We start from the raw sequence: 22,281 nt of genomic DNA, 5'->3' as shown, positions 1-22,281 counted from the left end.
TCAGTCCTCTCCGTTCATGTTGAAGCCGTCCTGTATAGCGGCGGGGGCGCTGGCGAGGCGGCGGGCCTTGCCGGTGATGTCTGCCCAGGCGGTTACCAGGCCGTTGAACAGGAGGGCGTCCTCGGTGTGATGCTGTTTCTCGGCCTCGTGGAAGAGGAGGAAGCCGAGTTCCTTGATGGAGTCCGGGCTGATGCGCCGCTGCGCCTGCGCGAGCAGCTGGGCGGTCCGTTCCACGCCTTCCTGGTTCATGACTGCGGCCAGGCGCACGGTGGCCTCCCAGATGCTGATGCGGTCGTCGGCCTCGGGGTTCCACTGCCCGTCCAGCTCTGAGGGCGTCAGCAGGCGGGCTTTGCCTCCGCGCGCCTGGAAGATGCCACCGCGTTCAAGGGCACCCAGGGAGGTATCGCAGCTGCGGGCCAGCTGGTCGGCCAGGCCGGCGCTGCCCTGCTCCCACCCGTACTGGCGGTACCAGCGGGTGGCGAAGCGCGTGTCCGGGTCGGTATCCGCCTCCTGCTCGCCGAGTACCTCGTCGAGGGTGGCGTTGATGAGGGTGAGGGCGTCGCCGACGGTCATATTCGTGCCGTCGGCCTCGCGCACGCGGGTGTAGCGGGAGAACACGGAGATACCGGGGCCGATGGCGGCCTGGGCCAGGTCCACCGGGGCGACGGCGCCCTGCATGAGGGTGCGCAGGGCGCCCGGCAGTTCCGTCTTGAGCTGGGCCGTCAGGGCGCGGCGGGTGGTGGCCGGGGCGTCCGCGGGGCGGGGTCGGCAGGCCAGCACAATGGAGGAGGCCAGGGCATTGGTGCCCTGTGACAGCATCCGATTGTCCATCTCACTGCGCATGGGCCAGGTGGCGGTGATCTCCCAGCCCGCATCGATGAGGCCCGCCAGCAGCGTGTGCCAGCCGGTGGAGGTGGTGCCACCCGCGGCGGCGTCCTGCTGCTTGTAGGCGTAGTAGACGGTCATGGGTACGGCCGGGTTGGCGCCCTGGCGGATGCGGGCGAAGACCGCGTTGAAGCCCTCGACGAAGAACTTGGCGGCGCCCTCCTTGCCGTCGTGCCGGTAGGGGTTGGCCACCAGCTCCTCGGCCTTGGGGGTGAGCATGGTACCGACCACCTCGGGGTGGATGTCGTGCAGGCAGCGGCGCAGCCAGACGTAGAAGAAGTCGGACAGGTCGGAGTAGCCGATATTGTCGTAGTAGGGCGGATCGGTGGAGACGACCATGCCGTTGTAGGCGCGTCCCGTGGCGCTGATCTGCTTTGCCTCGCCGACGGCGGATGCTGGAGCGTGGATGAGGGCCTTCGCCACCCACGTGAGCTGGCCGAGAAAGTTACCTGAGGAACGTGAGAAGATGTTCGTCTCCGTGTAATCCCAAGTCATCGGAATCGCCTGACGGGTGAACAGGTGCGTGATCTTTTCTCCGGTCGTGTGCCAGGTGCACAGCGCATTGCAGTAATCCGCCGTGCGACTGACGCCCAGCGCCAGGTAGGTGGCCACTGCGTCAGCGTAGGCCTGCGCGCCGGTGCCGCCGTCCCTGAGTCGCTCCCCCGGAGGCATTCCTGCCGCGATGGCGTCGGCGAGCACGCGCTCGCGCGCCTCCCCCACCAGGTCACTCAGTGTGGTCAGTGCCACCAACTGCCGGTTCGTGAACAGGTCAGTCCATTGTTCGAAACCGTACGCTTGAACGCGAAAGCCAAGGGCCTGCGCGGGTAACGCCGCATCGGGTAGACCAACAGGGTGGTCAATGTGCGCCGCGTCTACCTGCAAAACCGTCGGGGAAGCGTATAGGCGCCCCGAAGGTCCCTCCGCAACGACGGCTATGAGTTGAGCACCCATTCGCCCTGCTCGCGACTCGGAGCGAATGTAGTCGAAGTCGATCGGAGTTCCGTCGGCTACGCAGACCGCGCCGCGGCGGTTTATCGTGCCATCATCTTTTCCGCGCGGCCCATTGGCGTTATGTATGACCTCGTAGTGGACTTGCCCGTCGCGGACGGTGGCCTTGACCCAGGCCTCGTGGCCCTTCTTCTTGCTCAGCCACCAGGAGTTGACCAGTGGCGTTTCGATGGGGTTGGCGGGGTTGGGGCTGCGTACCGTGCGCGCCCACTTCCAGGCGATCACGGTGTATTCGTTGCCGTCGGGTCCGGTCGCCTTGGGGTAGAGATGGCCTATGCGGCTTTGTGCCTCGTCGCGCAGCCACTGCCCGTAGTGGCGGACGTCCTCGGCCAGGCCCTCGGCCCGCTGGTAGAAGTTCTGCTCGGCCCCGCCCGGGTGTGCCGGCTCCCGGCCGGAAAAGCGCGGCGGGATCTCCACCAGCGCCTTGTTTATGACTACGGAGAGCGGATTAAGATCGCTCGCATGCGCTTCAAGGCCGAGACGCTGAGCCTCTAAAGGAATAGACCCCCCCCGCGAATGGGTCGACCACAGCGGGAAGCTCACCATTGTTGCTCTTGCGAATCTCGGCCCGGGCCTGGCGCAGCAGCGTCTCATCGTTGCTGTTCTCCCACACCACCAGTCGGCGCATAAGCTCGTGCAGGCGGGTGCGCTCGGCGTCCTGCTCGGCTAGGGTGGGGAACTGCTCCGGGTGGGAGGCGGGATCGTCCACCAGCTGGGCGAAGAGTACTGCCCGCGCCGTGGCCAGCGGCTTGCGTGACCAGTACAGGTGCAGGGTGGAGGGATGCCCGTGGCGGATCGACTTCTCACGCACCGAGGCCTCGTTAATGGCCTCCAGGGGCAGGGAGGTCTCGATGAGCTTCTTGGCGAGCTGAGGAACGGTCACTTCATGGCTTTCTTGCTAGATATCGTGGAATAGCGGGAACGAGGTGCACGCGCTTCAGCGGGGCGGACCTCCCCGGCTCCAGTGATCGTTCCAGCCCTCATTATAGGAATGGGTGGTGGCCGAGGGCTCCAGGTGGGAGAAGGCGCCCAAGACGTAACGTACCCGATCGTATGCCGGCCCCCGCGGATCTACCGCCACCAAAGCCAGGCGGTGACGATCTGCCTGCGTGCGGGCGAAGGCGACCTCGTTCACGGTGATGGTGAAGGTGTCGGCCCCCGCTACGCGCCCCTTGACCTCCAGGTAGTACACGGCGCCGGTGGGATCGGTGGTGCGGATGTCATAGCCGGGGTTGTTGTGCGGCATCTCCTCCGGTGTGCGTCCCAGAGCCCGCTCGGCGGCCAGCACGGCGTCCACGGCCCGACGCTCAACCTCCTGGGTGTGGCGCGCGAAGCGGGCCTGCGCCTCCGCAACCGCTTCCGCATGAGCCAGCAGGCCGGTCAGCACCCGGCTCGGAACCACCAGCGCCATACCTCGTATAACCGCCGGGGCGGGCACCAACTCAGTGGCGTCGTCGAGTTCGCGCATGCGGCGCTCCAGGCGCGCCTCCAGGCTCTCGACACGCTCCAGGGCGGTCTGCGCCCGCAACCGTCCGAAATTGCCCTGCCGTTCTTGGGCCTCCAACTGGTTGTACTGGTTGTCCCAGTAGTTGATCTCGACCAGGAGGCGCTGGCGCACCTGGGCGCGGGTACGGTCGGTCTCCGCGCCTATCCGGGCCTTGATCTCCTCCAGGCGTGGCAAAAGGCCCTCCCGGTACGCCCAGGCGCGCACATCCCGCTCATGCGAGTGGCGCAGCCAGTCGGCGTCAAGCAGGTGGGCAATGGCCTCATGCTCCTCGGGGCGGGGCCGGTCGTAATCGAGGTAGGCGGGGGTTGGTGTGACCGTGAAGGTGCCGTCCTCCCCGAGTGCGGGGTAGTCGAAGTGGTGCGAGACGGTACGTCCGTCTGCACCGGTAATGCGCTGCTCCACCGTGTGCAGCAGCGCCGCGGCGTCTGCCTGCTTATCGCGCCGGTCGATGAAGACCGCACCGCGTCGCAGGGACGGCTCCAGGTCGGCGATGGTCGCCTCGATCACGGCGCTGAGCAGTGGATGCCCGGGAGCGAGCAGGGCAGCCGGAGGCAGGCCCTCGGGGTGCAGGCGTTCCAGCTCGAAGGTGACACGCTCGTAGGCGCCCGGTAGCGGCTCCAGCCGGTTGGCGCGGCGGGCAAGATCCAGCAGGCGCGGGGGTACGCGGCCGATCTCGTACCGGCCGGACTCCCGGCGGCTCATGCGCCCTCCCAGGCGTCGGAAGGCGGGAATGAAGAACGCGGCGATGTAGCCGGGCTGGAGGCGGCGCTCACGCGCCCGCTCCATACGGCGGCGCACCCCCTCCAGGTCTAGGGCGGAGAACATATCCGGGTGCAGGGCACGCTCCTGCAGTACCTCACCGAGCCCGGCGGATACACCGGTGTCGATCACCCGGTCCAGTTCCGCCTTGACCTCCGGCCGGTCCCCGTAGCGGATGGCCTCGATGAGCAGCTCGCGCAGGGACCGCTCCTCGAAGGCGCCGGAGTCGCCGAGCACATTGAACAGGTTGCCGTTGTAGGCACGCGACATCTGGCCGATCTTCTCCAGCAGCCGGGTGAACACCTCGCCCTCGCGGGTGCCGGAGGCCACCATGTTCCACAGGTGGCAGACCTCCCGCTGACCGATGCGGTGGATCCGACCGAAGCGCTGCTCGATCCGGTTCGGGTTCCATGGCAGGTCATAGTTGACCATGAGATGCGCGCGCTGCAGGTTGAGGCCCTCCCCCGCCGCATCGGTGGCCAGCAGCACCACGGCGTCAGGATTGTGCGTGAACTCCTCGCGGGCGGCCTTGCGGTCCTCCCGGCTGGTGCCGCCGTGGATGGTGACGACGGCGTCGGCCCGTCCGAGCTGGGCGGCGATCCGGCGCTCAAGGTAGCTGAGGGTGTCCCGGTGCTCGGTGAAGATGATCAGCTTGCGTGGCGGTCCAGCGCGGTTGGCGAGCAGCTGCTCGTCGAGAATGGTGCGCAGCTGCGCCCACTTGCGATCCTCGTCGGACTCGCGCACTCGCCTGGCCACCGCGATGAGGTCCTCCAGGATGGTGATCTCGGCGCGCAGCTCGCTGACCGTTTGGGCTGCCGTCGCCAGGTCTGCGACCTCGTCCACCTGCGCCTCGAAGCGGGCGCGCTCAAGCCAGGGAACCTCCTCGTCGAGTTCATCGAAGGACTCCAGATCGAAACCGACCGGCAAATCGAGGTCGAACGGTAGTTCCCGGTCAGCGGCCTCCCAGGCGGGCGGCGCGCCGTCGCCAGTAGCAGCGGAGTACCGCCCGCGCTGCACCTCCAACAGGCGGCGCTCCAGGCGGTCGCGGCGCCGCTCAAGGGAACGCGCAATCGCCTCGGGGCTGGAGGCCAGGCGCCGCTGCAGTACCGTGAGCGCGAAGCCGACGTTGTTTCCTCGCCGCCCCTGGCCGGCCTGTATCAGCCGCTCGGCCCGTCCCATCTCGGTGCGTACGTATTCGGTCACCTGCTCGTACAGGTCCTGCTCGGCGGGGCTGAGCCGGTAGGTGACGGTGTAGGCGTGCCGCTCCGGGAACAGTGGCTTGCCGTCGAAGGTGAGTAGGTCCTCCTTGACCATGCGGCGCATGAGTCCGTGGGTGTCGGTGCGGTGCACGCCGCTGCGGAACTGCCCCTCGAAGCGGTCACGGTCCAGCAGCGACATGAACAGCTGGAAGTCCTCCTCCTTGCCGGCGTGCGGGGTGGCCGTCATCAGCAGCAGGTTGTGCGCCCTTTCCGAGAGCACCCGTCCCAGGCGAAAGCGACGGGTCTCGGTCACGTCGCCCGACCAGTTGGAGTAGTGGGCGCTCATGCGGTGGGCCTCGTCTACCACCGCAACGTCCCAGCCCACCTCACCGATCTGCTCCATGAGGTCGTCGTCACGGGAGATCTGGTCCATGCGCACGATCAGGTAGGGGTGCTCGGCGAAGACGTTGCGCCCCTGGGCGTCATCACACATCTGGCGAGTGAAGACCTTGAATTGAAGATCGAATTTGCTGGAGAGTTCGTCGTGCCACTGCTCCACCAGTCCCCCGGGTGCGACGACGATCGCCCTCTCGCAGTCGGAACGCAGGATAAGTTCCTTCAGGTACAGGCCCGCCATGATGGTCTTGCCCGCTCCGGGATCATCGGCGAGCAGGAAGCGCAGGGGCACACGCGGCAGCATCTCCTCGTACACGGCCCGAATCTGGTGGGGCAGCGGGTCCACGTCGGAACCGTTGACGGCCGCCATCGGGTCATACAGGGCGGCGTACTTAATGCGCAGCGCCTCCGCGGCCAGGCGGAACTCATCCGGATCGGCATCGAAGGGCGGGGCCGTATCCGCATCACCAACTAGCTCGAATACGGCCACGTCGGCCTCGGTGACCATGCGGGCACCGCTACTACCCGCGTCGTCATGGTAGAACAGCTCGGACATCCCGGTGTCGATCGGGTCCACGGCCACCAGCCTCACCGTACGGCCGGGCAACAGCCCGCGCAGCCGCTGGCCGGGGCGCAAGTCAGCCAGGGTGACCGTCGGCCTGGTCGGCTCCTGCGCTGCATTCTTGACTGTCCGCTCCACGGCAGGTCCTTTCGTGTTCGACGGTGGCGGGCCAGCATACGTCCCGCCTCCGACACGTAGGCTCAAGCCGCATCGGGCCTGGGCAGCTCCCGCCCGGCGACCAGCTCCGCCACGCGGAAAACCTCCTCCAGGTCCGGGACTTCGCCGAGGTAGGTCAGCCGGTAGAGGAAGGTGCCGACCAGCATGTCCACGCTGGTAACCGGGTCCGGTCCGTTCCACAGCCCGGCATCCGCGGCGCGGGCGACGGCGTCGATCGCCCCGTCTCGCAGGGGTGCGATCACGCGCTCCCGGTAGGCGGCCGCTGCCCGGGGATGCCCGGCGAGTTCCACACCCAGGCCGGGCAGCGCCGTCGTCAGGGGCGGGCGCATGAGTAGTCGCCAGGTGTGGACGATGAGGCGCGAGAAGTCCTCCAGCGGGTCGTCCCCCGCCGGGAACTCGCGGGGTCCCAGGGCGGCATCGACGGCGTCGACGGCCAACTCGGGCAGGGATCGCCAGCGCCGGTAGATCGTGGATTTGGGGACACCGGCGCGTGTGGCCACCTGGTCGATGCGCAGGCCGTGCAGGCCCACCTCGGCCAACAGGGTGAAGGTCTCTTGCAGGATGCGTTCGTCCAGCGCGGTGTCACGTGGCCGTCCGCCGCGGCCCGCGTCTGTACGCCGGGCGGTGCCGGCCCGCAGGCCCGTCTCATCCGTGCCGTCTGGTCTGTCCGCCACGGCCTCCTCCTCATCCTGTCGCCGGATCACACGTGATTCTTCCATCGGGCATCCAATTCCGCTACCGTAGGTTGCGCAACTGTCAGTTGCGCAATGTTGGAAGGACTCATGGACAAGGTGAACCTGGCGACCTCAGCACTGTTCTTCTCCTGGCTCGCCCATGACCTGGAGGAGTACGCGACCATGCCCGGCCGCGCCCATCCCTTCATGCGCTCGCTGCCGTTCCTGCCCGAGGAGGTGCGCCTGCGCGGACTCTCCCGCGACCAGGTGCAGGTGGCACTGAGCCTGATGGGGGCACTGATGGCGGCCGCCTCCGTGGACGGCTTCCGCACCCGGGGACGTTCGGCCTTCTATCAGGCAATGCTCTACGGCTACGGCATGCACGCCTTCATGCACCTGGGCTCGGCGGCGCTCGCACGCGGTTACACACCGGGGTGCGCAACGGCGCTGCCCGTGGTGCTGCCGTTCTGGCGCTTCGCCAAGGCCGCGCTGCGGGCCGACGGCGTGGAGCCGAAGGCCGCCCGGTGGACGCTCCCCGCGTTCCCCGTCGTGGGCGTCGTGCTGCACGGCGCGGGCTATCTGGCCGCCCGGCGCTGGCGGAGGCTGGCGGCATGAGGCGGCCGAGCGCGGTGGACGCGGCCACGTTGGGACTGGCCGTCTGCTATCTGCTTAACGACGGCGAGGAACTGGCAACCTACCGCGCCTCCTCCGCCTGGCTGCTGCGACGGGCACCGCGCTGGGTCCCGCTTGCGGAGCAGGTGCGGCGCGACGGTAACGTTACCGTGAAGCCCCGAGTCGACCGAGGAGAACGGAGACAATCACAGTGACACGTGTACTGGTTACCGGAACGAGCACCGGACTGGGGCTGGGAGCCCTGAGCGACCTGCGCAAGCACGGGGCGCAGGTGGTGGCGCATGTACGCCGTTCCGAGCAGCTCGACGCCGTCGGCCGCGCCCTGGGAGAACAGGTCCCCGGCGTCGTCGGGGACCTGGCTGACCGGGCGCAGGTGCGGGAGGTGGCCGAGCAGGTGGCCGCCCTGGGTGGTGTGGACGCCGTCATCCACAACGCCGGCACCATGGACGAGCGCCTGGTGCTATCCGTAAATGTGGTGGCCCCGTATCTGATGACGGCGCTTGTGCCCGCGCGGCGGCACGTGTACCTCTCCTCCAGCATGCACCGCGGAGCGCGGCTCAATACCACACGACTTGCGGGCATGGACTGGACGGGTACGCGGCCGACGGCGTCGTACTCGGACTCCAAGCTGCTGGTGACGGCGCTGGCGGCCGCAGTGGGCCGCCTCCACCCGGGCACGTGGGCGAACGCCGTCGACCCGGGCTGGGTGCCCACCCGCATGGGCGGCACCGGCGCCCCGGACGACCTGGACGCCGGGCACCACACCCAGGCCTGGCTCGCGCTGGGCGAGGACCCACGCACCCACACCAGCGCCTACTGGCACCACCTGCGCACCCAGCAGCCCGACCGGCGCGTGAATGACAGCGAGTTCCAGGACCAGCTACTGGCCGCCCTGGGACGGGCCACAGGCACGCCCCTGGACTAGGACAGGCGCTCGATCTCCTCCACGATTACACGCGGCTCATCCAGCATCATCAGGTGCCGGGAGCCGGGCACGCGTCGTATGCGCGAAGCGCGGAATGCCGTGAGCAGGCTCGTCACCGCCGCCGCGCCGCTGAATGGCGGCGCCTCCAGGACGACTGCCGGCACCGGCGCGGGTATCGCCTGCCGTCTGCGCAGCGCCAGCAGTTGCGCCGCCTGCCCACGGAACGCCAGCCATTCCGCCGCCGCAGCCGCCAGTGCCCGCTCACTGCCCCACAGGGGTCGCCATCCGGCCGAGTCAATCGCCTCCGGCCTGATCGTCTGCGACCTCATACCCGCCCGCAGCATCCGCCCGGCGACCACGCGCACCGCCGCCAGACGCAGGCAGCGTGTCGCAATCCGGTCCAGCGCGTCGGCCGCGGCCGACGAGCGGGCATGCGGCGTCGCCGACGGGTCCACCAGCAGTACCCCGGCCACCCGCCCGGGTCGTAGCCGGGCGATCGCCTCCGCCTGGAAGGCAGCCATGGAGTGCGCCACTACCACCACCTGCCCCGGCTCCGCGTCCAGCAGCTCCACCAAGAACCTGGCCTCCCCGGCCAGTGACGGCGGCCCCGCATGCCGGGTGCCGTGGTGTCCGGGACGGTCCACGGTGATCACCCGACGACCGGGCAAACAGGCGACCACCTCGTCCCACCCGGCGGCGGACAGCCCACAACCGTTCAGGAGCATCACCCCCGGCCCGCGTCCGTCCCGTACCCGGACCGTATGACCGCTCGGAAAGCGCCCCGCGGTGATCCGCCCCGGGTCAGTCATTACTCACCTTGCCGATTGTCCTTCCCGTTCATCCTCGAGCCGCCACGCCAGCAGCGCCATCCAAGCCGCGCACGCCAGCACCTGGACGGCCTGCACCGGTCCCTGAGTTCCGGGGGCGAGTCTGGGCGCCACCGCGGTGAACAGCAGCAGCGCGGCGATCACGACGCCGAAGGCCACCACCGCCCAGAACCGCGCCGTGCGGCCGTTGCGCTCGGCCATGCCCAGCGCCACCAGGGCGATCAGGGTGACCAGCGCGACCGAAACGAGTACGGATGCGGCCTCGTGCAGGTGCCTGGCCTGGCTGGGCATGGCCGCGCACACCGCGTCCCGGCTCTCCGCGCACGGCAGGTTGAACAGGCTGTCCAGCGCCGTCCCGGCCGCAACCAGCCCCAGGGCCACCGACGCGTGCTGGGCGCGAACGCCGAGCCATCGGCTCCAGCCGCGCCGTCCGAGCACGGCGATGACGGCGAATACGGTTGCGGCCGTCAGGTCCCCCAGGCGGAAGAACCACTGGTAGGGCTGGTCCTGCGCGGCCAGCTCGGACAGATAACCGAACAGTGCGCGCGGGTCGCCGTTCAGCCGCCACGCCAGCCAACTGTTGTAGGTGACGACGGCGAGCAGCGCGAGTACAACCCGTGCCCGGCGGGCGGTCATTGCTCCGGCCTCACCAGGGGGAAGGCGATCGTCTCGCGGATGGACGCGCCGGTGAGCATCATGACCAACCGGTCCAGGCCCATGCCCAACCCGCCCGAAGGCGGCATGCCCTGCTCCAGCGCCGCCAAGAACGCCTCGTCCAGCTCCATGGCCTCGGGGTCGCCTCCGGCCGCCGCCAGGGACTGGGCGGTCAGGCGTTGACGCTGAATCACGGGATCGACCAGCTCGGAGTAGGCGGTCCCCACCTCGGCACCGAACACAATCAGGTCCCACCGCTCGGCCAGCCGGGCATCCTGGCGGTGGGGCCGGGTCAGTGGCGAGGTCTCCGCCGGGAAGTCGGTGAAGAAGGTCGGGGCGACGGTAGTGGACTCCGCCAGGTGCTCGTACAGCTCCTGCATCAGGGTTCCCCACCCCCAACGCGGGTCGTAGGGCATGGCGATCCTGTCAGCGGCGGCGCGCAGCACCTCCATGGGGGTCTCCGGCCCCACCTCCTCCCCTAGCCCCTCGCTGACGGCTTCGCACACGCTGACCGTCCGCCACGGGGCCGCCAGGTCGATCTCGTGCTCGGCGCCGCCCACCCGGCCGCGAATCACGGTGGTCCCGAGAGCGTCCTGGGCGGCGGAGACGATCAGATCGCGTGCCACGTCCTTCATGACCTCGTAGTCGGCGTGGGCCTGGTAGGCCTCCAGCATGGTGAACTCGGGGTTGTGCGTGGCATCGGCGCCCTCGTTGCGGAAGTTGCGGCCGATCTCGAAGACTCGCTCCATGCCGCCGACCATGAGGCGCTTGAGGTACAGCTCCGGGGCGATGCGCAAGTACAGGTCCAGGTCGTAGGCGTTGATGTGCGTCTTGAACGGGCGCGCGTTCGCGCCGCCGTGCACGGGCTGGAGTATGGGCGTCTCCACCTCCAGGTAGTCACGTCCCAGCAGTTCCCGGCGGACCGCCTGGATGGCGTGGGAGCGTGCCGCGACCATCCTGCGCTCCCCGGGGTCGACGATCAGCGCCAGGTGACGCTGACGCACGCGGGTCTCGGGGTCGCGGATGCCCCGCCGCTTGTCCGGCAGGGGCCGCAGCGCCTTGGAGGTCATGCTCCAGGTGGACACCAGCAGGCTGCGCGTACCGGTGCGCGAAGTGCCCACCGTGCCGGAGGCGACCACCTGGTCGCCCGCTCGCACCAGCCGTCGGAAGCGTGTCATATCGTCGACGCCGGTTGTCGAGCGTTCCAGAAGAATCTGCAGGTCGCCGCTGCGGTCACGCAGATCCGCGAAGAGCACCCCGCCGTGGTCGCGTACCGACATGACTCTGCCGGCCACGGAGCACGCCCCAGAGGCATCGGCGCATGACGCCGTGACGTTGACCGACGGCGGGTAGGGCTCCATGCCGGCGGCGACCATGGCCTCCCGTGAGGCCAGGCGAGAGGCGAACTGCTTGGCTGGCCGCCTGGAGGGCGCCGTGCTGGATGCTCCCATGCTGATGGCGCTCAGACGCGCCGAGTCCTCGTCGTCGCGGCGGGGCTGGTTTATGTCGGTCGTGGGTGACAGCCATCCGGGCGGTGACACGAACCCCTCCGCGACTCCCATGGCAAAGGCCACACGAGCCAGGTCCCCGCCGTCGGGGTAACAGATCATCCGTGGAGACCAGACGGGGTTGTACTTCGCATTGGAGCGGTAGAGGGACTCCAGCTGCCACCAGCGGGAGGCCAACAGCATCAGGCGTCTCCACAGGCGACGCACGGGTCCGGCGCCGATCCTCTCCCCCTCAACGAACGCCGAGCGGAAGACTGCGAAGTTGAGCGATGCCCGGGTGAGGCCGAGTTCTACGCCGTCGGACATCAGGGCGGACACCATCAGCTCGGTCACGCCGTTATCGGCGCCCGGGTGTCGCCTCATCACGTCGAGGCTCAAGCCGTCCGCCCCCCAGGGGGCGAAGGACAGCAGGGCGGCGATCTCCCCGCGCTCGTCACCGGGTGGGTAGAGCGCCTCCACCATCACGCACCCGCCGTCGGAGGGGTCGCCCAGGCGGCCCAGTGCCATCGAGAATCCCCGTTCCGCCTCTCCGCCTAGCCATTCATGGGCAAGACCCGCCAGGGCGCTGAGTTCATCGGTCGGGATCTCGCGGTGTCGGCGGATCCGCACCGTGTACCCCCGCTCCTTGAGCCGACGAACCGGCCGACGCACCTCGGGCATGCCGTCGATCCGCGTGCGTGAGAAGTCCAGTACAGCCTCGTCACCAATGTGCAGCGCCCGCAGCCCGGCATCGGCGTAGGCCCGGGCGCCCGCCTCGGAAACCCCGATGACGGCGGGGGTCCAGCCGAATTCCGCGGCGCGGCGGACGAATGCCCGCGCCGCAGCCGACCAGGTGGACGGTTCTCCCAAGGGGTCACCTGAGGCCAGCGCTACACCATTGGCGACTCGGTACACGACGGCGGCGTCATCAGTCAGCAGCGCGGACTTGTCCCGGCGGGTGGCGAAGTATCCCAGAGAGTCCGCGGGATGCTCAGCCAGCAGGGTACGTACACGGCTCTCCTCCTTCACGGACATCTGCGCGATCTCCTGCTGGGAGCGCAGCAGCATCCCGAAGGCAACGAGGAAGGTGATCGCCCAGCCGAAGCCGAGCAGACTGGCCAGCCACTGGGGGCTGCCCCCTACAAGCAGCTCTCCGAACTGCCGTGCGCCCACGCCGGAGACTGCGAATTTCACGAGGGCCGCGGCAAGCGTGACAGAACCGGCAGAGGCCACAAAGACCGTCAGAGCGCGGCGGCTGTTACCCGGCTGCGACCGCACCGTGTAATGCCTGCGGTATGCGGTTAAAAGCCCCAGGAAGACCAGCAGCGTGGCGGTGTTCACCGTCAGGTAGGGGCGCACGTCCGCCAGCTCTTCGTCTTGGAACGCCACCGCCAGAATGAGTACGTACAGCAGGGTCACCAGTGCCGTTACCAGGGTAAGCGCGGTCCACGCCGCTCGCTTGCGCTTAGTCATGCCTGCTGCGAGCAGGAGGAGGACGATTCCGCTTAGCCAGTCGATTGACGGCAGCGGCACGATCCACAAGAAGATGAACTCCAGGACCTGACCGATACCGGGCGTGGAATTCAGTACGGTGTCAGTCAGCGCGAGTACCGCAATTAGGTACAGGACCCTAGGCAGAATGTGAGGGAAAAGGGGTTTGTGTGCCTGCATCGTCGGTGCGCGCTCCTTCCTGTCCGTGTCGGTGCTCCACGACACGAGGAAAGATTGTCAGTACCGCTCGCGGGACCTGAATCATGCGGAGGCATGATACGGCTCCGTAAGCACTCACCCTGGAAGACGATGTACCTCCTACCCTCAGGCCGCGCCTGCGCGGCCGAAACCGAGGTACCGCAGATGGTCAGCTGTTCGACTGCCGCTCGCGTGCCCTACGCTCGATCAGGTCACGCAGTTGTGCCCGCCCCATTCCGGTGGCAGTGACCAGCATCCGTGCCAGCTCGGCATCATCGGGCTCGGTCGGCGTATGCGCCTGCTCGGACTCGGGGCCTGACGCCCCGGTGCAGTCTGCGGTCAAGATCGAACCTCCTGATCAGCCATTGCCGGCCTGATGATCCATAAGGCAGTGATGAGCATGCTTGCCTGGCGCTAGCCGATGTGATCGACGGCTATTATCGCGCAGTCTCGCCCGACGAGGGGCCGCAGTGATCGCAATTTCTACCCATTCTGGAGCCGCGCCCGACCGAGGGGCCTGCCACCCCTAATAGCTCTGGTCGGGCTGGCGGGATTTGAACCCACGACCCCTTGACCCCCAGTCAAGTGCGCTACCAAGCTGCGCCACAGCCCGTGCCCGCGCGGCTCACGCCGCTCGGAACAAGGAAGACGATAGCCCATCTGTGTCCCGACGTCGAAATCCGCGGGCGGTGACACCGCTCACCGTTCCCGGATGGCCTTGGCAGCACTGACCGGCCTCGGCGGTTATATCTACCGATCTCGGCGGGTTGGCGGGTCAGGCGGAGGCGTTCCAGGCCTTGATGCCGCCCTCAAGGTTGGTCATGGGGCCGTCGTATCCGGCGTCCTCCAGAGCCGCAATGGCGCGGGCGGAGCGCACGCCCCCGGCGCAGTAGACGATCAGCTCCCGGCTCGGATCCAACTCCCCGCGGCGCTCGACCACCTGGGCGAGCGGAATGTGCGCCGCCCCCTCGATCGTCTCAAGCTCAACCTCGTGCGGCTCGCGCACGTCCAGCAGCGTGTACTCCTGCCCGGGCAACTCACCCGCGGCGATGCGCTCGCGCAGCTCAGTGGCGGTGATCGTGTTCATGGTGCTCTCCTGTACTTCAGTGTCCTGCTCCTGCCGCGACCGGGAGCCGCACAGGGCCTCATAATCCACCAGGCGGGTGATTGTTGGCTGGGAACCGCACACGGGGCAGTCGGGGTTCTTGCCGATCGGCAGCTCCGTCCCGCGTCCCTCCCAGGCGTTGACCAGCAGCATGCGGCCGATCAGCGGTTGCGCTCCTCCGACCACCAGTTTGAGCGCCTCGGCAGCCTGCATGGCGCCAACAATTCCGGGTAGTACGCCCAGTACCCCGGCCTCGGCGCAGGACGGTACCGCGCCCGGGTCGGGCGGGGTCGGGTGCACGCAGCGGTAGCAGGGGCCGCGTTCGGCGTCGAAGACGGTGACCTGGCCGTCGAAGCGCAGCACCGCCCCGTGCACGAGGGGGATGCCCAGCAGCACGCAGGCGTCCCCCAGCAGGTAGCGGGTGGGAAAGTTGTCGGTGCCGTCGATCACCACGTCCCAGCCGCGCAGCAGCTCCATGGCGTTGGCGCTGGTCAGGGCCTCCCGGCGGGTGACGATCTCCACGTCCGGGTTCAGGGCGGCCACGGCCTCCCGCGCGGAGTCGACCTTGGGGCGGCCCGCGGCGGCGGTGGTGTGCAGCACCTGGCGCTGCAGGTTGGAGACGGCGACGACGTCGTCGTCAATGATGCCGAGCGTGCCCACGCCGGCGGCGGCCAGGTACAGGACGGCGGGCGAGCCCAGGGCACCCGCGCCCACCACCAGGATGCGGGCGGCGCGGATGCGCTGCTGCCCGCGCCCGCCCACCTCCGGCACAAGCGCGTTGCGCGAGTAGCGCATGCGCTCGGCGGCGGTGAGTGGACGCAGGCGGGCGTCGTCGATCAGCGAGGGGAACCCGTCCCCCGCCCCCGGCGTCATGGCTCTACCAGAACCGCTGCGCGGTGGTCAGTGGCGCAGGCCGCGGTAGCGGTCGATGAGCTGCCGGGTGGAGGCGTCCTGGGAGGCGTAGGCGGCCTCGTCGCCCCGCACGGCGGGGGCAATGTCCAGGGCGAGCTTCTTGCCGAGCTCCACGCCCCACTGGTCGAAAGAGTCGATGCCCCACACAATGCCCTCGGTGAAGGTGATGTGCTCGTACAGGGCGATCAGCTGCCCGACCACGGCGGGGGTGAGGGCCGGGGCGAGGATCGACGTCGTCGGCCGGTTGCCGGTGAACACGCGGGCCGGCACGATGGCCTCCGGGGTGCCCTCGGCGCGCACCTCCTCGGCGGTCTTGCCGAAGGCGAGGGCGGCGGTCTGGGCCAGGAAGTTGGACAGCAGCAGCTCGTGCACGTCCGCGTCGCCGTCCTTGACCGGGTGGGCCGGGTTGGCCACGGTGATGAAGTCGGCGGGGATCAGCCGGGTGCCCTGGTGGAGCAGCTGGAAGAAGGCGTGCTGGCCGTTGGTGCCGGGCTCGCCCCAGAAGATCTCCCCGGTGTCGGCCACCACGGGGCTGCCGTCCCAGCGCACGGACTTGCCGTTGGACTCCATGGTCAGCTGCTGCAGGTACGCCGGAAAGCGGTGCAGGTACTGGGCGTAGGGCAGCACGGCGTGGGAGGCTGCCTGGAAGAAGTTCACGTACCAGACGTTGAGCAGGCCCATGAGCATGGGCACGTTCTCGGCGGGGGCCTTGGTGGCGAAGTGCTCGTCGACGGTGTGGAAGCCGGACAGAAAGTCCGCGAAGTTCTCAGGACCGACGGTCACGGCCAGCACGGTGCCGACGGCGGAGTCCACCGAGTAACGCCCGCCCACCCAGTTCCAGAAGCCGAAGGCGTTGGCCGGGTCGATGCCGAAGGCCTCCACCTTGTCCAGGGCGGTGGATACGGCCACGAAGTGCTTGGCGACGGCGCCGTCGGTGCTGATGCCGCGCGCGGCCAGCGCCTCCAGCAGCCAGGTGCGGGCCATGCGGGCGTTGGTGAGCGTCTCCAGGGTGGTGAAGGTCTTGGAGGCGATGATGAACAGGGTGGTCTCCGGGTCCAGGTCGGAGACCTTCTCGGCGCAGTCGTTGGGGTCGATGTTAGAGATGAAGCGGGCCTCCAGCCCCTCCTGCACGTAGGGGCGCAGCGCCTCGTAGACCATGACCGGGCCCAGGTCACTGCCGCCGATGCCAATGTTGACGACCGTCTCGATGCGCTTGCCGGTCACGCCGGTCCACTCCCCCGAGCGCACGCGGCGGGCGAAGGCGTAGATCTTCTCCAGGGTGGCGTGCACGTCGGCGACCACGTCCTGGCCGTCCACGGTGAGGGTGTCGGTGGCGGGGCGGCGCAGGGCGGTGTGCAGGACGGCGCGGTCCTCGGTGACGTTGATGTGCTCGCCGGCGAACATGGCGTCGCGGCGGCCGGGAACGTCCACGGCATCGGCCAGCTCCACCAGGGCGTCGCGGACCTCGTCGGTCAGGAAGTTCTTGGACAGGTCGACGAACAGGTCGCCCATCTCGTATGAGTAGCGCTCGGCGCGCTGCGGGTCCTGGGCGAACCAGGCGCGCAGGTCGGGCTCCATGGACTGGTGCAGCTCAGTGAGCCGCTTCCAGGCGGACGTGGTGGTGGGGTCAACCGGTGTGCGTGTTGTCGACATGTCGCCAGTCTAGGCCGTCCGCTACCGTTACCGCATGGGAGACCTGGTGATCGGCGAGGACGGTCTGGCGCGGCCGGTGTGGGCGGCCGGCGACCCGCTGCTGCGCGACTACTACGACACCGAGTGGGGCATGCCCGTGCGCGACGAGCGCGGCGTGTTCGAGCGGCTCAGCCTGGAGGCCTTCCAGTCGGGCCTGTCCTGGCGCACCATCCTGGTCAAGCGGCCCGCCTTCCGGGAGGCCTTCGCCGACTTCCAGCCTGAGGCCGTGGCCGGCTTCGGGGACGAGGATGTGGCCCGGCTGCTGGCCGACGCCCGGATCGTGCGCAACCGGGCCAAGATCCTGGCCACCATCAATAACGCCCGTGCCACCGTGGCCCTGCGGGGTGCCGACGTCGACGGCCTGGCGGGCCTGGTCTGGTCCTTCCGGCCGGCGGTCACGCCCGCCCCGCGCACGCTGGCGGAGACTCCCACGCGCTCGCCGGAGTCCGAGGCACTGGCCCGCCGGCTCAAGCACCTGGGCTTCCGGTTCGTCGGCCCGACGACGGCATTCGCGCTGATGGAGGCCATCGGCATCGTGGACACCCACCTGGTGGGCTCCTGGCGGCGCGGCGCCTCCGGGGTGTGGGGCTAGCGAGCGGAGGTCACGTGCTTGCTGTCAAAATCGATGACAAACGAAGTCCGCGGCGCTCAAGGCGCTTCAAAAAACGTTGGAACCATGCGGGTGCCGAGTAGCGTAGAAGAGCGCATCCCCGGCGTTTGTCATCGATTTTGACACCGCCGGTCCGTTGGCATGCCGAAGCCGCCCTCAGCGCCGCTGACGGCGCTCGCGCACGCGCACGCCGATCTGGACCGGGGTGCCGACGAAGCCGAACTCCTCACGCAGCCGGTTCTCAATGAAGCGCCGGTAGCCGGCGTCCAGGAAGCCGGTGGTGAAGATGACGATGCGCGGCGGGGCGGTCTGCACCTGGGTGGCGAACAGGATGCGCGGCTGCTTCCCGCCCCGCACCGGGTGCGGCGTGGCCGCCTGCAGCTCCCCCAGGAAGGCGTTGAGCCGCCCCGTGGGCACGCGCGTGCTCCAGCCGGCCAGGGCCGTGTCCAGGGCGCGCGCCAAGCGGTTGGTGTGCCAGCCGGTGCGGGCGGAGAGGTTGATGCGTGGCGCCCAGCCCACATGGGCAAGCTCGTGCTCCGCCTCCCACTCCAGCTGCTTGCGGCGGTCCTCATCCACCAGGTCCCACTTGTTGTTGACGATCACCAGGGCACGCCCAGCGTCAACCACCTGCTGGATCACGCGGATGTCCTGCTCGGTGACGGCCTCGGACGCATCCAGTAGCACCACGCCCACCTCGGCCTTCTCCACCGCCCCCTGGGTACGCAGCACCGCGTAGTAGTCGGCGCCGCGCGCCTGCCGGATGCGGCGGCGGATACCAGCGGTGTCCACCAGCACCCACTGGCGGCCGTCGAACTCCACCACCTCGTCTACCGGGTCGCGGGTGGTGCCGGCCAGCTCGTTAACGACCACCCGCTCATTTCCGGCGAGCTGGTTCAGCAGGGAGGACTTGCCGACGTTGGGCCGCCCCACCAGGGCGATGCGGTGCAGGTCATCGCTGCGCTCCGGCCCGGCCACGGCGGAGACCTCCGGCAGGACAGCGACGACGGCGTCCAGCAGCTCGCCGCTGCCGCGGCCGTGCAGGGCGGAGACGGCGTAGGGCTCGCCCAGGCCCAGGGCCCACAGGGAGGCGGCATCGCCCTCCTGCACGGGCGAGTCGACCTTGTTGGCCGCCAGCACCACTGGCTTGCCGGAGCGGCGCAGCATCTTCACGATCCGGTCGTCGGCCTCGGTGACGCCCACGCGGGCGTCCACCACCAGCAGCACCGCGTCGGCCAGGTCCACGGCAGCCTCGGCCTGTGCGGCGACGGCGGCGTCCAGCCCGGCCACGTCGATCTCCCAGCCGCCGGTGTCAACGATGGTGAAGCGCTTGCCCGCCCACTCCGCCGGGTAGGAGACGCGGTCTCGGGTCACCCCGGGCACGTCCTGCACTACGGCCGCCCTGCGGCCCAGGACCCGGTTGACGAGAGTGGACTTGCCGACGTTCGGCCGGCCGACGACGGCAAGGACGGGCAGGCCCGCCTCCAGGCCGGCTTCGGCAGCGGGTATCTCCTCCCCCGCGAGCAGGGCCCGGTCCTCCTCGTCGAGCTCGTAGTCGTCCAGTCCGGTACGCAGTGCGTCAGCACGGGCGTCCTCCAGCCGCTCACGCTCGGCGCTCTCGGCGCGCGACCGCTCGACCAGCGCGGTGACGCGGGTGATGGTCTCCTCCAGCGTCAGGTTCGAGGTATCCACCGCGGTGACGCCCTCGGGGGCGGTGAGGAACTGGGAGACGGTGGCGTCGTCGCGGTCGCGGCGCACCACCTGGTCGCGCAGGGCGGCGGCATCCACGGCCTTTCCGGCGGCGTCCAGGTCGGCGGCGCGGCGGGCCAGCCGGGCCTGCTCGCTGGCGGTAAGCAGCAGGCGCACGTCGGCGTCGGGGGCGACGACGGTGGTGATGTCGCGCCCCTCGGCGATGATGCCTGCGCCGCGGGAGAAGGAGCCGGCCAGAGCACCGGCCTCGGCGCGGATGATTTCACGCTGGAGCCGCGCCATCTCGGCGCGCACATCCAGGTTGGTGGCGACCTTGGAGACCACTGTGGACACGTGCGGGTCGCGGATGGCCTCGGCGATGTCCACCCCGTCGCAGGTGACACCGGGCGCCTCGGGATCAAGACCCATCACCAGCGGCATGGCCTGCACGGCGTGGGTGACGGCCTCGGCGTCGTCCAGGTCGATGCCGGTGCGCTCGCACCACCAGGCGGCTGCCCGGTACATGGCGCCGGTGTCCAGGTAGGCCAGCCCCAGCGCGGCCGCAACCCGCTTGGACACCGTGGACTTGCCGGACCCGGACGGCCCGTCGATGGCGACGACGATTCCCATGTGTTCCTCCAACGTTCGACCCCGCAGGCTCCGGCGAGCCGGTCGGTCTCAAGGGGTAAGCGTCCCACAATCAGGCACCGCCGCACGGATCGGCGGCAGATGAGTCCGCCCACAGCCGCGCCGCGGAAAGTGCTCCGCCCTCCTTAGGACACGACCACGCGCCAGCCGCGGGCGTCCAGGGCCTCCTCCAGCCCCTGGGCGGCGGCCGGCATGACCGAGAGCATGGCCAGGCCGGCGCTCTGCCCGGGCGAGTGCTCCATGGCGAAGTCCTCAATGTTGACGCCCGCCTCGCCGACGTCGGAGAACAGACGGCCCAGCGAGCCGGCCGAGTCGGGCACCAGCACCTGCACCTGCGCGTAGCGGCGCGGCGCCCCGCCGTGCTTGCCCGGTATGCGGGCCTGCCCGGCATTGCCGCGGGTCATCAGGTCGGTGATGGCGCCGACGGCGCCGGGGGCGATGGTGGCGGCGTCCCCGGCGGCGGTGTAGGCCGGGTCGCCGGGGTCGACGGCGGCGGGCGCGATCCCGTTGATCAGTGCGTCCAGGTCCCTGCGCAGCTGGCGCAGCATGTCCACCACCGGCCCGGCGTTGCCGACCACGATCGCCGACCACAGCCGCGGGTCGGAGGCGGCGATGCGGGTGGTGTCGCGCAGCCCCTGCCCGGCCAGGCCGAGCGCGTTCTCGGGGGTGGACTCCAGGCGGGCGGCCAGCAGGGAGCTGACCAGTTGGGGGACGTGGCTGACGGCGGCGACGGCGGCATCGTGCTCGGCGGCATTCATGCGCACCGGGGTGGCGCCGACGTCGACGGCCAGGTTGCGCACCGCCAATTCGGCCTCCGGGGCGGACCCGTCGGCGACGACCACCCAGGGGTGGCCGGCGAACAGGTCGGAGTCGGCGGCGGCGGCTCCGGACCGCTCCCGCCCGGCCATGGGGTGGGAGCCGACGTAGCGGCGCGCCTCCCGCCCGCCGTGGCGGCGCACCTCGGCGGCAATGCGCGCCTTGACGCTCGCGACGTCCGTGACCACCGCGTCCGGGTGGGCGGCCAGCTCGCGCAGCACCACGCCGGCGGCCACGTCCGGTGGGGTCGCGACCACGATCAGGGCGGGTTCGGCGCTGTGCTCGTCACGCACCTGCCCGGCGCCCATGTCGCGCGCCAGTGCCAGGGAGGTGGGTGAGGTGTCGGCTAACTGCACCGGGACGCCGGCTGAGGTCAGGGCCAGCGCCAGGGAGGTGCCCAGCAGCCCGGTGCCGACCACCAGCACCGGCCCCCGGGTGGCGAGCGGGGCGGAGGGGTTTCCGGCGGCGCTCACAGGCCCACCTCCTTTTGCAGTGCGCTTACCTCCGCACCCGTGAGCGGGCGCATCTCCCCCGGGCGCAGACCGCCGAGAGACAGCGTTCCGATCCGGGTGCGGGACAGACGAGTTACGGGGTGCCCGACGGCGGCCAGCATGCGGCGCACGATCCGGTTGCGGCCCGAGTGCAGGGTGACCTCAAGGATCGAGGCGTCCGGGCGGAGTCCTTGACCACTACGCGGTCCGCGGCAATCGGCCCGTCCTCCAGCTCGATGCCGCGCTTGAGCCGACTCGGCAGCCCGCTGCTGACGTGCCCCCGCACCACCGCCACGTAGGTCTTGGCGACCTCATAGCTGGGGTGGGTGAGCCGGTGGGTGAGCTCGCCGTCGTTGGACAGCAGCAGCAGCCCCTCGGTGTCGGCGTCCAACCGGCCCACGTGCACCAGCCGCAGCGCGGAAGCCTTCTCCGGCCCGCCCAGCTGCTCGGCGTGCTCGGCCAGGTACTGCTCGGTGTACTCGGCGACCGTGGGGCGGCCCTGCGGGTCCTCCATGGTGGTGACCACGCCGACGGGCTTGTGCAGCATGACCGTGATGACATCGGGGTCGGTGAGCACCCGCGAGCCGTCCACACGGATCTCCTGGGTGGCGGGGTCAACGCGCACTCCGGGCTCGGTAACTCGCACCCCGTCGACGCTGACTCTCCCGGTGGCGATCAGCTGCTCGCATACGCGCCGGGACCCCACCCCGGCGTGGGCCAGCACCTTCTGCAGCCGCTGCCCGCCGACGACGTAGGGGTCGTCTGGGCGTGCCCGCCCGCCCCGGGCGGTCGCGTCGGCGGCCGCGGCGGGCGCCGTGGAGGAGGCCTCGTCCTCGTAGTCGACTTCTTCGAGGTCGTCGGCGTCGTAGAACTCCTCGGCGCCGAGATCCAGTGCGTCCGGGACGTTCTGGGCGCCTCCGTCGGTATTGTTGCGCATGC

The 22,281-nt window shown here is 69.6% G+C and carries 16 protein-coding genes, 1 tRNA gene and 1 pseudogene; 4 read left to right on the top strand and 14 right to left on the bottom strand.

Translation table 11 applies throughout. The features are described 5' to 3' along the window. The 4 genes from CWT12_RS05505 to CWT12_RS05495 all read right to left on the bottom strand — a co-directional run bounded on the left by CWT12_RS05505 (position 1) and on the right by CWT12_RS05495 (position 7,212). Positions 1-2,310, bottom strand: a complete 2,310-nt coding sequence (locus CWT12_RS05505; protein ID WP_202616283.1) for a DUF1156 domain-containing protein — start codon at positions 2,308-2,310, stop codon at positions 1-3. Between the two features lie 52 nt (positions 2,311-2,362). Continuing rightward, complete coding sequence (locus tag CWT12_RS13410) at positions 2,363-2,776, bottom strand: DUF1156 domain-containing protein (protein ID WP_202616282.1); 414 nt, start codon at positions 2,774-2,776, stop codon at positions 2,363-2,365. A gap of 54 nt (positions 2,777-2,830) precedes the next feature. Further along, on the bottom strand, positions 2,831-6,454 hold the full coding sequence (locus CWT12_RS05500) for a helicase-related protein (RefSeq protein WP_161924010.1): 3,624 nt from the start codon (positions 6,452-6,454) through the stop codon (positions 2,831-2,833). Between the two features lie 62 nt (positions 6,455-6,516). Next, positions 6,517-7,212 carry a TetR/AcrR family transcriptional regulator gene (locus CWT12_RS05495; RefSeq protein WP_161924009.1) on the bottom strand — a complete coding sequence of 232 codons (696 nt, stop codon included), beginning with the start codon at positions 7,210-7,212 and terminating at the stop codon, positions 6,517-6,519. A gap of 63 nt (positions 7,213-7,275) precedes the next feature. On the opposite strand from CWT12_RS05495, the gene CWT12_RS05490 reads away from it, so the two are divergent. From CWT12_RS05490 to CWT12_RS05480, 3 genes are read left to right on the top strand one after another with little or no spacing between them, the layout of a single operon-like run. Then, positions 7,276-7,782, top strand: a complete 507-nt coding sequence (locus CWT12_RS05490) for an HXXEE domain-containing protein (RefSeq protein WP_161924008.1) — start codon at positions 7,276-7,278, stop codon at positions 7,780-7,782. Continuing rightward, positions 7,779-7,994, top strand: coding sequence for a hypothetical protein (locus CWT12_RS05485; protein WP_161924007.1), 216 nt, complete (start codon positions 7,779-7,781; stop codon positions 7,992-7,994). Before CWT12_RS05490 ends, CWT12_RS05485 begins: the two co-directional genes overlap by 4 nt. After that, the gene (locus CWT12_RS05480; protein WP_161924006.1) at positions 7,991-8,725 is read left to right on the top strand and encodes an SDR family NAD(P)-dependent oxidoreductase; all 735 of its coding nucleotides are present in this window, start codon (positions 7,991-7,993) and stop codon (positions 8,723-8,725) included. The genes CWT12_RS05485 and CWT12_RS05480 overlap by 4 nt, the downstream gene beginning before the upstream one ends. Here the strand turns inward: CWT12_RS05480 and CWT12_RS05475 are convergent. The 7 genes from CWT12_RS05475 to pgi form a co-directional block, all read right to left on the bottom strand. Continuing rightward, on the bottom strand, positions 8,722-9,450 hold the full coding sequence (locus tag CWT12_RS05475) for an alpha/beta fold hydrolase (RefSeq protein ID WP_161924005.1): 729 nt from the start codon (positions 9,448-9,450) through the stop codon (positions 8,722-8,724). The genes CWT12_RS05480 and CWT12_RS05475 overlap by 4 nt on opposite strands. Before the next feature lie 87 nt (positions 9,451-9,537). Then, complete coding sequence (locus CWT12_RS05470; protein ID WP_161924004.1) at positions 9,538-10,188, bottom strand: DUF998 domain-containing protein; 651 nt, start codon at positions 10,186-10,188, stop codon at positions 9,538-9,540. Then, positions 10,185-13,364 (bottom strand): bifunctional lysylphosphatidylglycerol synthetase/lysine--tRNA ligase LysX, encoded by a 3,180-nt coding sequence (gene lysX / locus CWT12_RS05465; protein ID WP_161924003.1) that lies wholly within the window; start codon positions 13,362-13,364, stop codon positions 10,185-10,187. The genes CWT12_RS05470 and lysX overlap by 4 nt, the downstream gene beginning before the upstream one ends. A 187-nt stretch (positions 13,365-13,551) precedes the next feature. Then, positions 13,552-13,725 carry a hypothetical protein gene (locus CWT12_RS05460; RefSeq protein ID WP_161924002.1) on the bottom strand — a complete coding sequence of 58 codons (174 nt, stop codon included), beginning with the start codon at positions 13,723-13,725 and terminating at the stop codon, positions 13,552-13,554. A 193-nt stretch (positions 13,726-13,918) separates the two neighbouring features. Next, positions 13,919-13,995 (bottom strand) — tRNA-Pro (locus CWT12_RS05455). Positions 13,996-14,157: 162 nt separating this feature from the next. Then, the gene (gene moeB, locus CWT12_RS05450; protein WP_161924001.1) at positions 14,158-15,360 is read right to left on the bottom strand and encodes a molybdopterin-synthase adenylyltransferase MoeB; all 1,203 of its coding nucleotides are present in this window, start codon (positions 15,358-15,360) and stop codon (positions 14,158-14,160) included. A gap of 27 nt (positions 15,361-15,387) precedes the next feature. Then, positions 15,388-17,052 (bottom strand): glucose-6-phosphate isomerase, encoded by a 1,665-nt coding sequence (gene pgi, locus CWT12_RS05445; RefSeq protein ID WP_161924000.1) that lies wholly within the window; start codon positions 17,050-17,052, stop codon positions 15,388-15,390. Between the two features lie 34 nt (positions 17,053-17,086). Between pgi and CWT12_RS05440 the strand changes: the two genes are divergently transcribed. Further along, positions 17,087-17,683 (top strand): DNA-3-methyladenine glycosylase I, encoded by a 597-nt coding sequence (locus CWT12_RS05440; protein WP_161923999.1) that lies wholly within the window; start codon positions 17,087-17,089, stop codon positions 17,681-17,683. A 174-nt stretch (positions 17,684-17,857) separates the two neighbouring features. Here the strand turns inward: CWT12_RS05440 and der are convergent, their stop codons facing one another. The 3 genes and pseudogenes from der to CWT12_RS05425 form a co-directional block, all read right to left on the bottom strand. Further along, entirely contained in the window at positions 17,858-20,017 is a 2,160-nt protein-coding gene (der, locus tag CWT12_RS05435) for a bifunctional cytidylate kinase/GTPase Der (protein WP_161923998.1), read from the bottom strand. Positions 20,018-20,160: 143 nt separating this feature from the next. Beyond that, positions 20,161-21,324 carry a prephenate dehydrogenase gene (locus CWT12_RS05430; RefSeq protein WP_161923997.1) on the bottom strand — a complete coding sequence of 388 codons (1,164 nt, stop codon included), beginning with the start codon at positions 21,322-21,324 and terminating at the stop codon, positions 20,161-20,163. Beyond that, a pseudogene (locus tag CWT12_RS05425) lies at positions 21,321-22,279 on the bottom strand (pseudouridine synthase). The gene CWT12_RS05430 and the pseudogene CWT12_RS05425 overlap by 4 nt, the downstream one beginning before the upstream one ends. Positions 22,280-22,281 lie beyond the last annotated feature (2 nt).

Source organism: Actinomyces sp. 432 (assembly GCF_009930875.1).
Lineage (GTDB): Bacteria > Actinomycetota > Actinomycetes > Actinomycetales > Actinomycetaceae > Actinomyces.
The sequence above is the reverse complement of the archived record's forward strand: the minus strand, read 5'-3'. Positions and strand labels throughout refer to the sequence as shown.